At 58.3% G+C, this 12,235-nt stretch carries 12 protein-coding genes; 4 read left to right on the forward strand and 8 right to left on the reverse strand.

Annotation, left to right across the window (positions count from 1 at the left end; all coding sequences use genetic code 11):
- The first annotated feature begins 161 nt into the window (after positions 1–161).
- A complete protein-coding gene (locus ABID58_RS03405; protein ID WP_354031521.1) occupies positions 162–1,577 on the forward strand; it encodes an integrase arm-type DNA-binding domain-containing protein in 1,416 nt (471 codons plus the stop codon).
- Positions 1,578–1,594: 17 nt separating this feature from the next.
- Here the strand turns inward: ABID58_RS03405 and ABID58_RS03410 are convergent, their stop codons facing one another.
- Both ABID58_RS03410 and ABID58_RS03415 read right to left on the reverse strand, forming a co-directional pair.
- Positions 1,595–3,106, reverse strand: coding sequence for a DNA primase family protein (locus tag ABID58_RS03410; RefSeq protein WP_354031522.1), 1,512 nt, complete (start codon positions 3,104–3,106; stop codon positions 1,595–1,597).
- On the reverse strand, positions 3,103–3,333 hold the full coding sequence (locus ABID58_RS03415) for a hypothetical protein (RefSeq protein ID WP_354031523.1): 231 nt from the start codon (positions 3,331–3,333) through the stop codon (positions 3,103–3,105). Before ABID58_RS03415 ends, ABID58_RS03410 begins: the two co-directional genes overlap by 4 nt.
- 215 nt (positions 3,334–3,548) lie before the next feature.
- On the opposite strand from ABID58_RS03415, the gene ABID58_RS03420 reads away from it, so the two are divergent.
- Positions 3,549–3,800 carry a hypothetical protein gene (locus ABID58_RS03420; RefSeq protein WP_354031524.1) on the forward strand — a complete coding sequence of 84 codons (252 nt, stop codon included), beginning with the start codon at positions 3,549–3,551 and terminating at the stop codon, positions 3,798–3,800.
- An 803-nt stretch (positions 3,801–4,603) separates the two neighbouring features.
- On the opposite strand, the gene ABID58_RS03425 is transcribed toward ABID58_RS03420, so the two are convergent.
- The 6 genes from ABID58_RS03425 to ABID58_RS03450 all read right to left on the reverse strand — a co-directional run bounded on the left by ABID58_RS03425 (position 4,604) and on the right by ABID58_RS03450 (position 9,008).
- Complete coding sequence (locus tag ABID58_RS03425; RefSeq protein WP_354031525.1) at positions 4,604–5,053, reverse strand: hypothetical protein; 450 nt, start codon at positions 5,051–5,053, stop codon at positions 4,604–4,606.
- Between the two features lie 2 nt (positions 5,054–5,055).
- Complete coding sequence (locus ABID58_RS03430; RefSeq protein WP_354031526.1) at positions 5,056–5,991, reverse strand: hypothetical protein; 936 nt, start codon at positions 5,989–5,991, stop codon at positions 5,056–5,058.
- Complete coding sequence (locus tag ABID58_RS03435; RefSeq protein WP_354031527.1) at positions 5,988–6,488, reverse strand: hypothetical protein; 501 nt, start codon at positions 6,486–6,488, stop codon at positions 5,988–5,990. The genes ABID58_RS03430 and ABID58_RS03435 overlap by 4 nt, the downstream gene beginning before the upstream one ends.
- Positions 6,489–6,537: 49 nt before the next feature.
- Positions 6,538–6,828 (reverse strand): hypothetical protein, encoded by a 291-nt coding sequence (locus ABID58_RS03440; protein ID WP_354031528.1) that lies wholly within the window; start codon positions 6,826–6,828, stop codon positions 6,538–6,540.
- Between the two features lie 155 nt (positions 6,829–6,983).
- Complete coding sequence (locus ABID58_RS03445) at positions 6,984–7,583, reverse strand: hypothetical protein (RefSeq protein WP_354031529.1); 600 nt, start codon at positions 7,581–7,583, stop codon at positions 6,984–6,986.
- Positions 7,584–8,198: 615 nt separating this feature from the next.
- Complete coding sequence (locus ABID58_RS03450; RefSeq protein WP_354031530.1) at positions 8,199–9,008, reverse strand: hypothetical protein; 810 nt, start codon at positions 9,006–9,008, stop codon at positions 8,199–8,201.
- Positions 9,009–9,383: 375 nt separating this feature from the next.
- Here ABID58_RS03450 and ABID58_RS03455 point away from each other — a divergent pair, with 375 nt between their 5' ends.
- On the forward strand, positions 9,384–11,036 hold the full coding sequence (locus tag ABID58_RS03455; protein ID WP_354031531.1) for a recombinase family protein: 1,653 nt from the start codon (positions 9,384–9,386) through the stop codon (positions 11,034–11,036).
- A gap of 992 nt (positions 11,037–12,028) precedes the next feature.
- On the forward strand, positions 12,029–12,202 hold the full coding sequence (locus ABID58_RS03460) for a hypothetical protein (RefSeq protein ID WP_354031532.1): 174 nt from the start codon (positions 12,029–12,031) through the stop codon (positions 12,200–12,202).
- Positions 12,203–12,235: the final 33 nt, after the last annotated feature.

Below are 12,235 nucleotides of genomic sequence, written 5' to 3' on the forward strand. Positions count from 1 at the left end.
CAATGGTAGAACGGCAGCTTCCCAAGCATAAAATCGCCGTTTACCTCAAACCGCCAAACTCCGCGAGAATCGTCAAAATCCCTTATTTTTAAGGCGTTTCGTGCTACCCATCACGCTGTCGCACAGCGCGGGAGCCGGTCCAAAAGCCGGAAACTGTCCACATGATGGCCACACGAAAATTGGCGGTTCGCAAGGTTCGCAAAGCTCCCGAGAGAGCGCCGCGGAAGCTCACAGATGACCACATTGAAGCGCTCCGGGAATTCGCTGACAGCGACGTGGCCGATCGCAGGAACGTCGGTAGCGAGGCGGAGAGGTCAGAAGGCGTCGAGTACCCGGACAGCATCGTAAAGGGCCTGTTCGTTTTCGTCGGCGCCAATCGGACTGTCTGGCGCTTCAGGCGCCGCCGTCGCGAGAAAGGCGTTCGGACCACCATCTTCCGGACACTCGGTGAATGGCCGATGATGAACACGGAGGATGCGCGCAAAGCCGCAGAGATCGCGGTCGGCAATGTGCATACCGGCGACGCGGCTCCGAACAAGCGTAGCTCAATTCGGTTCGAGATCGCGTTTGCGGCGTATCTCGAATATCTCAAGAACAAGGCGGAGAAGCGCGGAAAGCCGCCGCGTTGGTACTACAACGTCAATAAGCTTGGCGACGGGATCATTCTGCCGAAGTTCGCGAAGTGGACGCTTGCGGAAATGGCTATGAGCCCCGGCGCCGTTTCCTCGTGGCATGCGGAGGTGACGAAGAAGAACGGGCCGGTGTCAGCAAACCATTGCGCCCGCGTGATCCGTGCGACTTACAAACGGGCTGCCCGGCTCGACGTATCGCTCCCGCAGCGCCTACCTACGTCCGCCGTGGAATTCAACGAAGAAAGCGCAAAACAAAATGCGCTGCCGTTCAAGAGCTTCCCCGCATGGTTGAAGGCGTGGCAGAAGATCGACAACGCGATCCGCCAAGCCTACCACTTGATCGGGCTGCTAGTCGGGCCGCGGCCCGGCGAACTGGCCCGGCTGCGATGGGAAGCTTATGCCGACAATGAGCGCACGCTTGTAATCGCAAAAGCAAAGGCGGGCAAAGATATCGTGATCCCGGTTAGCGAGGAGATCGTCGCCGCTCTGAAAATGGCTCGTGAGGCAGCGGAAGAGTTGGGTTACTCGGTTGCGCCGGATGCGCTCATGTTTCCGGGTTGCGCGCAGGCAGGGCACCGAGATGATTTGCCAGCACGGGGCAACATGCTGCGGCACACCTATTCTACCGTTGCGGCCGATCTCGGCATCGACGAGTTGATCCGCCACTTCTTAATGGGGCACGCCCCCGAAGGCATTTCGCAGAAATACATTGCCACGCTGATCCTCGCCAACGGCCCGAAGATGCGTGAGGAGCAGAACCGCATGAGCAAGCGCCTGATAGAGCTGCTTGGCCTCAATGGCCGCACGCTTAAAGCGGAGATGGAGGCGGCCCTTGCACAATCGGCCGAGGCGACCAAGAACCGTACGGAGGATGCAGCAAAGGCGCTTGCCCGCGCTCAGCGTGCTTCGATCAGGAGCCGCCGCGAGCGGGCCCGAAAGCGCTAGACGGAAAGGCGTATCATTCACATAAAATCAGACCCGCCATCACGAGGCATCGGCCAGCCGCGCTTGTCGACCTTCAGCGAGTGGAAAGGGCCAAGGCCCAACTCGACGAGGTCACGGTCGACCATGAAGTAATCCGCCAGCAGCTCGTCGCTCAACCGAATGCCTGTGTAAACGGGCTCCTGACCGTCATCGGTGTTGCGTCGTCGATCATCGAGGTTGAAGAGATCGTAGAGGTCTTGGCTGAACTTTGGCTTCGTCTTCGTGATGTTGAATCCGCTTCGACGGCAGAACGTTTTGAATGCATCGTACAGGACGTCCTTATCTGTCTCCGCCCCCGCTTCCACCTTGCAGCATTCGGCGACGAACCCGTGCACAGGGTTGGATTGCAGCAAAAGATTGCGCTTCGAAACCTTACTGTCTTCCGGCTCGGTGAAGCGCCCGCGGCGTTTGAGTGTGTCTAGCCCGTCAAGCGCCCAGTTCAGAATTCCGGAAAGCTCAGCGTGAAGCTTGCTGTCCAGATCGAAGTCCTCGCGGCCTTCGAATGAGACATCAAAGGGAACGATCAGCAGCCTCGCGGCCAACGCATCGGTGTTCGTTCCGAAGTTGGGCATGCGGTTGCTGATCAGGAGAAAGCGCGCCCCCAGCCTCCCGATCCAGTCGGTATGGAATTTTCTCGGAATCGTCTGGGTATCTTCGCCGGAGATGCCGTTGATCACGCTACCGGCTTCGCTCAATGCATTAGCATTGTCGCAATTCATATCGCTGATCGCAGCAAGCGGCTTCCCGATCAAGCTGTGCATCCCGAATTGACTGGGCAGATTGCGAATGGTCGGGGTCGCGACATTCTTCCTACCAATCAGCTCCTCCAACGTCCGAAGGATCGTGCCCTTACCGGCACGGCGCTTGCCTCGGAAGAAAAAGACCTTCTGCAATGATGTGTCGCCGCTGACGAGGTAACCGGTCATCTCCTGCAACAGGTCCATCAGCGGCTGACGCTCGGCAGTTACTTCGGCGAGAAAGCGAAGGAAGCGATCTGGCCGCGAAGCATTCGGGTTGAACTCGATGTCGAGGCTTGTTCGCGTGAAAAACTGCGGAGTAGCCGGGTACAGCTCGCGCGTTGCGATATCAACAAGCCCGTTTTTGCACGAGATCAGATTGCGCGGATCGAGGCCGGCATATTGCTGATCCTTACCGTCAAGCCAGCAGGGCGGCTCCATCGTCTCGGGAGGGACATGGAAATTATCCTTGAGTGCTTTATAGACCTCGTCGACATCGTTCCGCTTCGGGCGAAAGATCGCGACCTCTTCTACGGTATCGCCGCTGATTTCCTTGATGCGTTTGACCGAGCAGGCTTCGAGGAAGCTGCGGACCTCGGACTGGATCGTGTCGTCGACGACGGACGTATAGGCCGCGGCATTCCAAATCAACCATTCGTCTTGGTGGTTGATCAACGTGGGTCGGCGCATGTCTCGAAACAGCTTGGCCGTGCTGCCGGGATCGTGCGGCTGGATCATGATGGCCTGCGTCATGCGGCAGCTCCGGCAGATTCGAGTTTTCTGTATTCGCGCCAAAGCTGGCGGGCGAGCGAGATGGTTTCGTCAGACGCGTGGCGGCGGCTCAGAAACCGATACAGCTCCGACCACTCTCTAGCGGGCGGAAAGACCCCAGCGTTGATCAGGGTCTTCATCTCGGCGAGGAAGGCGCCACGCGGCGAGTTCGTGACATTGCGTGTTTGCATGAAGGCTGTGAACATCATCGCACATCCCTCACGATCGGAATCCGAACGCCGTCGACGGTCTTGTATCGGCCGGTGCGGACGCAGCCATCTGACACGACGCGCCGCTTGCCGCGGTGGCCCCTACCTTCCCGAAGCCATGATCGCTTTTCAGCGAGAGCCTGATAGATCATTCCAGCGCGCTCTTCGGCCGCAGCCGCTTCGCAGCGCTCGCGAGCCGAGCAAACGCCGAGATCATGGAGGTCTTCGATCGCCGCGAGGTGGCTCTTTGTTTTGGCGGCGAGGCGATGCGCGGCAGCATAACGCCCCTGGCTATACGGGCCGTCCTCGATGCGCCTAAAGTCTTTGAAGCTTCGGTCTCGGAGCGCCCCGAAATACTCGTTGCTCGCGCGATGATGCATCAGGCTCGTGACGGACTTTGTATCGCCGGCATTGATCCTGCTTTCGAGATCATCAAGCTCGGCTCGAAGCCTAGCGATAGATATTGAACTAGCCATAGCAGTCCCCTTCGCTGTTGTGCCGTGGGGGACCAGCTGGGTTGACACATACGCATGCGAGCGCGCACCGCGAAGATTTTTCGAACTTCGCAGTGATCGTCGTTGACGCTGATTCTGAGATTTTGTAGTTGGAAGACATGGATGCGGTCACTTCGCGTTCATCGCGCACGGGACCCGGCAAGGTCGTCGTGCACTCATTCAAAGGTCGTCGGGAAGTCGAGAGCCCGGCGGCCTTTTTGATTCTGGGTTTTCATTTGGAAGCTGATCTGTCCCTAGCTGCGGAGGATGCAGCACGCGCGGACCCATGTCCGGCTTCGGCGATCAAGCATTTGAACAATAGCACAGTGGGCTCTAAAGTTCGTTCGATTTATCTTCGAGGCTCGAAGGAACCTTTTTAAACTTCGCAGCGTAAGTTGGATCCACCAGAAGGCCCCCCAGAGCTATTTTGAGAGTCGCTGGGAGGCGATCCGCGCCCCGGCACCAGATAGCTCCGGAGCACCGCAAACGACTCCAGCGAGTCGGCGCGCGCATCTCCAGTGCGCTTCCGGTGGAACGATGCCGGCGGACTGCGCGGATTTGACGGTCAAATAGCCCGCACGGTACGCATCGAGGGCCAGATCGGCGGAAATTCCGGCATACCAATTGAGAAATTCGGTCACGAACAGCCGGGCCGCGGCAACGCGTTCCTCCGGGAGGCCCGCGCGGTCCCTGCGTAGAACTCGGTCCGTACGTAGGATCGCACACACCAACTCGTGCTCTCGCGCTGTCCATGGCATGTCAAAGGCACCGATCATTTACGACCCTCGACCCTGTCGACCCGTTGTGTGAGGCATCCGGGCGCGTGGCTGCACAGCATCAGCACCGGGCGCCTGAGGCACCTCGCCTATATGGGCTGCTTCGATCTCGTCGCGGTGCGCTTCGTAGACGGCGCCGACGCGCTCGCCGCACCATGTCAAGGCGGCGTCGATGTTCACAGGCACGAGCGAATCCATCGCACGCCGGAACTCCATTTCGTTCTCGAAAATGGTTTCGCCCGTATCGAGGTTGACACTCTCAAAAATGGCCTGAGGAATATGAGCGGACTTCAAATAGGCCGCCTCTTCCGCATGCAGCGCACGGCCCCATGGCGCCTTCTCCGGAACCACGAGCACACACACCGAAGCAGAGGCTGCGGACGTGGCATTGCTGAGCGGACCGTCGTCCGCCCCGCCTCCCGCCAAATCTGCAAAGATGTCATCGCCCATCGCTAGACCACCTTGATGGCGCCTGGGGGCGGCCCCGATCCAGCGCCTGTTCGTCGGGGGTCGAGGTCGTCAGCTTCAGGGCGGAAGACCGGCTGCGTCATGACGGGTGCCGCACGATCGGCGCCCGGCCGCCGTGCGAGCCGATCGAGCAGATCACGGGTGAGGTCGGTGAGCGGTTTCACCGGTACTGCCGGCCCGGTGACTGGCGGAGCCGCAACTGGCTCGGCGACCGGCGGCGCTTTGACGCTTTCGGCGACTGCCAACGACTCGGCGGATTCTGTGACCGGCTCTTCGCCAAGAATATCGCTGAGGTCATCAGGCTCGACATCAACGATTGGCGCCTCGATCGCAGCAACGGGCGTGACCTCGTGTACGGGCACCGCCAATGGTTTCGGCTGTGCATACTGATGCTTCACAACCTGAACCCCGGTCGACCGCTGATTAATCTCCACGGTGCTCTTAGCTCCCCACTGCCTGGGAAACTCCGCGGCCAAAAAGGCGAGCACACCTTGGACACTGGGCTCGTGATGGATGACCTCAGGGATGAACTCCCCGGCGGTATCGCGAAGATATCGTGTCGTGATTCCGAGGTCCTCCAAATCCCGATCGGATAAATGGTCGAGAGCGGGGTCTCTGCGAAATACGGTCTTGCCTTGGAATCGCGCCACCTCGTCGGTCCCTCGGAGAAGCCGGAGCCGGAAATTCTCCAGTATCTCAAATGACACTTGTCGCTGAGCCATCTTCACAGCTTCGTGGAAGAGCATCGGCTCCTCGCCGATCGAAACCATGAATTCTTCACCACCGTCCAAAGCGGATTGCTTGCACCAATTGAAGAAGGCGCCGTTGCTCACGCCACAGACGCCGCAAGCGTTCTTAATCGAGCCGAACTCGGCGATTGCGTCTACAAGTGTTTGAAGCAACTCAGGCTCGCGCTTCATGCGCGGATGCTCCGCACCCGCCGCGTGTTACCCGTGACATCGCGACCGCCGCCGCGGCGCGGAGCGCCGGACAACACTGCATCCAATTTGGAGGCAAACTTCGGTTCAACCGGTTGAACCACGTTACCGGCCGCTTCGTGCACAGCCGTTCGGCGAAGATGTTCGCGAATTCCATCCTCAACAGAAGGCAGCGGCGAGACGCGCTGCAATTCGGCTAGTGCCGCCGCGAATGCAGCATTCTTTTCCTTCATCGCTGCTTTCGCGGCGGCGAGCTGCTGGATGGCCGCCGCCGTGGCGAGGCGGGCCTCCGCGAGTTCAACCGTGGAATTGCGCGTGGACTTTGCGGCGGAAGCTTGCCCGCGCATGCGACCGATGGCCCGCACCTCTTCACGCGTCACAGCGCGGCCGGCGATGGCCTTGACGGCCGCGAGCGAAGGTTCTCCGCTGTCCGTCCAGTGCGACGGTTTTTTGTCATTGAGCTTCGAGAGATCGGGCATGATGGACTCCTTAGAACACGAGGCGGTCGGATGCGAAGTCTCCAACGACTCACCCGGCCGCCCCAAGTTTGTGCCGGTTTGCGGCGATGACGGCTTTCAACGCGTCAATGTGGGACGGCTTGTCGGCGCCTTGCGAGGCCCTGATAATTTCATCTTCGTTCCCGTAGCATTGCCGAAGAGCGCGCTCTTTCTCGCGTACAAGATCAGACGCCTCCTCCGCATCGAGTGCAGCGGCGATGTAGCGCGGGACGATTTCCTTCTCGGCTTCGGGAAGCGTAGCCAGCTCTTCGGCTGTGATGTCGCGGCGTAGGCGGCCGACCTGATCCATGATGTTAAACATTGCAAACTGCCTTTGTGATCGGAGGAGCAAGGGCGGGCGCCCGTCTAAGACTGGAGATCGTCAACGGGCGCCCTATCAGCGGACCACCATGGGTTAGTCTCCGCTGAAGCAGAATGATTCGCGAACAGGCTCCGGCATTACCTTCGGTTGGATTCCTAGCGGACCGGCTTCGTGGCCCCGACGTAGGAGCCCGCGGCTTTAGCGATGCCCTGAGCTGCCACGAGACCCAGCGCCTTCACGACTTCGCCCTGTCGCGTGATGTTCCAGTGGCCGCTAGACCACGGATTGTTCTCCGACACCCTCTTTTCGGAGTGAGAACGCGGACTCCCATCCTTCTCTGTTCTCGTTGCGGCATCGGGACGAGCGCCGGGCTTGAGGCTGACGCCATCGCTGCCCCACCGCTGAGCCATGTCGTAATAGGCTGGCTCTCCGATTTCCTTCATCAACTTGCCGCGGGCCGCGAGCGATGGCTTCGCTCCGAACGCCGCCTCTGCATCGTCGATAAGGTCTTCAGAGTAGAAGTAATGCGGCTTGAGCTCTTTCAGCATGGGCACGGCTTCTTCGAGGATCAGGCCTCGAAAGTCCGGATCGTCGCCACTGTAGAGCAGCTCGTTTTTGCCCGTGGCGGGATCGAACGTGCACCTGAAGAGCGGCGCATACAGTTCACGAAACTCCGCTACGGCCGAAGGCCGCACGGCCGCCTTTTGCAGCAACGGCTCGCATTCTAAGACGGCATCGCGAAAATCATTGGACATCGGTCTCTTCCTTTCTCAACCGGACCCGTGGCTTCCGCGGCCACGACTTGACCCAGTTTTCCAGAGCCGAGACGAGAATCCGGCTAGCGCAAGAGCCCGCCAATTGATGCAAGGGCAACTCACCACTGCGAACAGCCGCCGCGATCTTTCGGCGATTGATCCGCAGCATCCGTGCAGCTTCAACCTGCGAAACGGCGACGGCGTTGGTTGCGGCTTGCGCCATTGGCGATCTGCTCACGTTGTGTGCCAAGATTCTCGCGCCGAATGCGAAATTAAACAACTGGCAATTAGGGGTCGAAAAATTCGACGAACGAGATGCTCAAATCCCTCTGCATTTAAAAGAGAATCCACAAAAAAAGGCCGGCATGTCTGCCGTCGGTGGTCACGCTCGATCTTTTGTCGCGAGTGGAGCTCGATGGGATCGAAGGTGTAGAAGCGGAGCTGCTACGATGCCTCGATCCGCCACAAAACGGAATGTCCGCTTCGGCGTAAACCCGGCATGAGCCAGCAACCCGGGCAGGTCCGCTAAGGGGCCAAAAGCCGACATGGTTGCGACGAAGGAAAGGCGCCGCATATGAATCCGCCGGACCGCAGGACATTCGCCCGGATAGGCACCTACTTCTCTCCCACAAAGAATTTCACGGCAACAACGATCAGCCCAAGAAATCCAGCGGCATAGCTAAAAGGTGAGTTTTGTGGATCGGATGCTGCCTGAAACACAACCATCGCAGTCTTTCGGGTCAACTGGACGAACAGCTTCACGACCAACAGCGCAAATGTCAAAAACACCAAGAACATCACCGGTAAGGTCGTCGCTAGTATGAGACTCGATGTGGCAACGTCCTCGGCGTCAAACAGAGAGAGTGCGACAAGCATGGCCGCAATCGCAATCACTAAGATTGCGCCGGCTGCAAATGGGCTTAAGAATCTAATCAACGCTTTGTCGCTGTTGTACAGTCTGCGGAACGGAATGCGGAGGATCATAAAGCAGAGCGCGGGAACTATGAGGAAGAAGAACAGAAGAAATGCAGCCACAACAAGCCTCTTCCACAGATCGACGTCTGGTTCGAAAAGGACATATGGAGCGCTCATTATCATGAATATTATAGCTATGCCGAGCAGTCCACCTTCCAGCAGAAAGCTAACCAGCAAGATCAGGCAGAATGGCAGGTAGAGAGCGTAGAGTACAAAAAGGAGTATGAGGCTTAATCGTTTGTCCGGTCGCAGCACCACAATCAACAACTTCCGAGGCAGGTCGGGGATCGTGAGATCGTCTAAAGCTACAAACCAACGTACCAACATCAGTCGGGCCTTTTCCTTGGCTCGCGATGAGATGTGGTACTTATCTAGAAACTGTCCAACCGCAACAAGGACGGTTGCAATCGCGATCGCTGCGATCAAGCCATTTGCGCCCTGCCACGCCACGACTATCTCCCCCTACCCAAGGAATGTCATGCAGACCGTGACGATCAGAGCTCAACTATCGCGCGAGTACAAGGTCTATGTGAGCTTTGAACTCCCGAATGATCGGCAACCAGGTCGGCGAAAAGTAGCGCACGCAGAGGGTACACCGAAAGACTGCACCGCCGCGCCTTGCGCCATGACTGTCCGCTCAGGTTCACAGAAGCGGACAAGCCCATGATGCAGCGCGCTTCGCAGGCCGCATCGTGTTTTCAAGAAATACGACATAGAAGTTGACCGTTTCCGAATACACTTTTCGGTGGCGGGGACCTCATGACGCGCCTAAATGGTTCGAGATGTACCAAAGGGCGCGACACGATATCGCCGCCTGGAGGCAACATGGCGAACGCCCTTGTCGTGCATGCGAACCGTCTGCCTCAGTCGCAAAAAGCTCTACGGGCGGCGCAGTATGTCCGCATGTCGACCGACTACCAGCAATACTCCATTGAGAATCAGGCAGTGGTCATCGCGACCTACGCCGAACTTCACAAGCTAACGATTGTCCGTACCTATCGTGACGAGGGCGAGAGCGGCCTCAAGATCGAAAACCGACTTGGCCTTACCGAACTGGTCGAGGACGTGCAATCGGGGCGCGCTGACTTCGCTCATCTGCTTGTCTTCGACGTGAGCCGGTGGGGACGCTTTCAGGATGTCGACGAGAGCGCGCACTACGAGTTCGTCTGCCGCAAGGCGGGCGTCAAGGTCGCTTATTGCGCGGAGCAATTCGACAATGACGGAAGCCTTCTCGCCAGCATCATGAAGAACATTAAGAGAGTGATGGCGGCTGAGTTCAGTCGGGAACTCTCCGCCAAAGTTTTTGCAGGGTCTATCCGACTGACGCGTTGCGGCTTCAAAATGGGCGGCCCTACCGCTTACGCGCTGCAACGACGTCTTGTCGACGATCAATGCAGGCCGAAGGGTATTTTGACTGTCGGGCAGCGCAAATCTTTGCTCACCGACCACGTCAAGCTCGTCCTTGGGGCACCCGATCAAGTCGAAATCGTGAAATGGATTTTCCACGAGTATCTCCGTCACCAATCGCAGGCGACCATTGCCCGAGAGCTCAACCGGCGAGGGATCATGAATAGCCAGGGGAAACCGTGGCTTGGAAAAGCGGTCGGCGAGCTTCTCCGGAACGAAGCCTATATTGGCGTTTTGACCTACAATCGCAAAAGCAGGAAGCTTGGCGCCAAGGTCACGCGCAACCCAAGGGAGCTCTGGATCAGAAATGAGGATGCCATCGAGCCCATCATCCAGCGCGACGTATTCCGGCGCGTGCAAAAGATCATGGGCGACGAGCGTGTCAGCATTCCCGAAGAAGAAATGTTGCTTCGCCTTCGCAAGGTCCTGATGAAGAAAGGAAGGCTCAGTAAAACGATCATCAATTCAAGTTCTGGCCTGCCATCCATGTCTTCGTATTTTGTGCACTTCGGCTCGTTGCGGAACATCTATCGGCTCATCGGGTACAACGGCAATCAAGGCTGGTTTGACAAGTACGCCGCGCATCAACGATGGGTCACACTGCAGCTTGGCAATGCTGCGCGGCTTCGAGACGCCTTCGAGAGACTTGGTCGTCATGCCACCCTCAACGCTTCGACGGAATGTCTTCGAATCGATAATGCCGTGAATGTCGTCTTTCGGGTCGCAAGATGCCGCAACTACGAAAACCGGCCCCTGCGCTGGACGCTGCACTACCGCGTGAGGTGGCCGAAGGGATGGGTTGTCGCGGTCCGGCTGGACGAGAAGAACGAAGCAATCTTCGACTACGTCTTGATGCCCTCGACGTGGCTCACCTTCAGCCGTCGCATGTTCTGGTTCTCGAAGGAGGTCTATAAGGACCACACGATAAAGCGCTTTGACACGTTCGAAGCGCTGTCGCGGTTCCTAATCGAGCGCATCGGCAAGGAAAAGCCTTCGCGAGACGTTGAGGCGCTGCCGCGCGTTCCCGCGGCAAAGCCGAGAAAGTCGAAAGGCGCTCGGCGCGTTCGTTAGGTGGGACAGAATACAGTGGATCACAACGCTCGCAGGTCGAGCGACGAAGCTCTTTGGCGCAAGCCTTGCTCTCGCCGGTCGTCGATTCTGTGCCATGGAGGCGGGAGCCTAGCGAGCCGCGAGCCGTGCGCAAGCTATTGAGTTTTGATCAAATGGCGGACGGAGGGTGAGTAAGGCAAGTAAGGCATTTGAGCCCATGTAGACATGTATTTCCCGCTCGTACGCGTAGCTTAGTCTAGATGCCTCACTTACCTCACTCGATAAGGGTTTTTCCCATTTAATCAAAAGGCATTCGTCTCGCGAGCGCGGCGAGATTGGCTTGGGGTGGAGCAAATGGAGTCGCCGCCTTTTGATTTAATGCTCCAACCTGAGACCGATCGGATGGAAATCGGGGCCGTTAACCATCTCTATTAACCTTAACCGTCTCCGAAGAATTTCAGTCAAAGGCCGCACTTCGGTCAATCCGAAGGCCTAGGCGAGCTTCGGTGTAGCCGAATCTCGCCGTTTTTGATCGTTCGTGTACACACGACCTCAACCGGGGCGAGCGTTAACGAATCCCTAATGCGCTGGGCACATGGCTTGGGCTGTTTCGCCAGAGCCATGCGTTTGCCCACCAAACAGGCTGGCACGCGGCTTGCGCGAGCCCGAAAAGATTCCATAACGGGTGCTATGCGAAACCGCTTAACCACGTTCGGCCATGTTGCCTCCGGCTTGGGCAAGATCATGGTGAAGGAAGCGCTGACGCGAACGAACAGCGATCTCGCGCGGTGCAGGCTCGGGCCGGCCGACGCGTGGCGCGAGCGGAGGGATGGGGAAGTGGGTGGATCGAGCTACCGGGTAGGGCACTGAATCGCGGGGAGTGGCCGAAACGTTATGGGCCTTCGGACGCACTCGCTATTAGGCTTGAAAGTCGGTTTCTGAAAAATAGAAGAGCCGGAAATAAATCGAAAAGTTTTGGGCTCACGTCCCGATCCTCATCTAAGCAGAATCCCATGGCTGACGATATCCGTATCGATGTCAGCCGATACTTCGAGCGCCACGGTCGCAAGCCGGCCGGCCGCGGCTATTGGGTCTTCCGCATCGTGTCACCGCTGGCGACTGCCAAGGATCACGAGCTGCGTATGCCGGAACAGAGGCTTTCAAGGATACGTGCGAGCGCGCCCTAGAGGTCGCGGCGCGCCGCAGGTCGACGCGTATCA

The organism is Bradyrhizobium sp. S3.2.6, from assembly GCF_040546885.1.
Taxonomy (GTDB): Bacteria; Pseudomonadota; Alphaproteobacteria; order Rhizobiales; family Xanthobacteraceae; genus Bradyrhizobium; species Bradyrhizobium cytisi.

Coding starts and splice junctions, on each gene's coding strand:
- ABID58_RS03405 (WP_354031521.1), top strand. CDS start 162: ATGATGGCCACACGAAAATTGGCGGTTCGCAAGGTTCGCAAAGCTCCC.
- ABID58_RS03410 (WP_354031522.1), bottom strand. CDS start 3,106: ATGACGCAGGCCATCATGATCCAGCCGCACGATCCCGGCAGCACGGCC.
- ABID58_RS03415 (WP_354031523.1), bottom strand. CDS start 3,333: ATGATGTTCACAGCCTTCATGCAAACACGCAATGTCACGAACTCGCCG.
- ABID58_RS03420 (WP_354031524.1), top strand. CDS start 3,549: ATGGAGGTCTTCGATCGCCGCGAGGTGGCTCTTTGTTTTGGCGGCGAG.
- ABID58_RS03425 (WP_354031525.1), bottom strand. CDS start 5,053: ATGGGCGATGACATCTTTGCAGATTTGGCGGGAGGCGGGGCGGACGAC.
- ABID58_RS03430 (WP_354031526.1), bottom strand. CDS start 5,991: ATGAAGCGCGAGCCTGAGTTGCTTCAAACACTTGTAGACGCAATCGCC.
- ABID58_RS03435 (WP_354031527.1), bottom strand. CDS start 6,488: ATGCCCGATCTCTCGAAGCTCAATGACAAAAAACCGTCGCACTGGACG.
- ABID58_RS03440 (WP_354031528.1), bottom strand. CDS start 6,828: ATGTTTAACATCATGGATCAGGTCGGCCGCCTACGCCGCGACATCACA.
- ABID58_RS03445 (WP_354031529.1), bottom strand. CDS start 7,583: ATGTCCAATGATTTTCGCGATGCCGTCTTAGAATGCGAGCCGTTGCTG.
- ABID58_RS03455 (WP_354031531.1), top strand. CDS start 9,384: ATGGCGAACGCCCTTGTCGTGCATGCGAACCGTCTGCCTCAGTCGCAA.
- ABID58_RS03460 (WP_354031532.1), top strand. CDS start 12,029: ATGGCTGACGATATCCGTATCGATGTCAGCCGATACTTCGAGCGCCAC.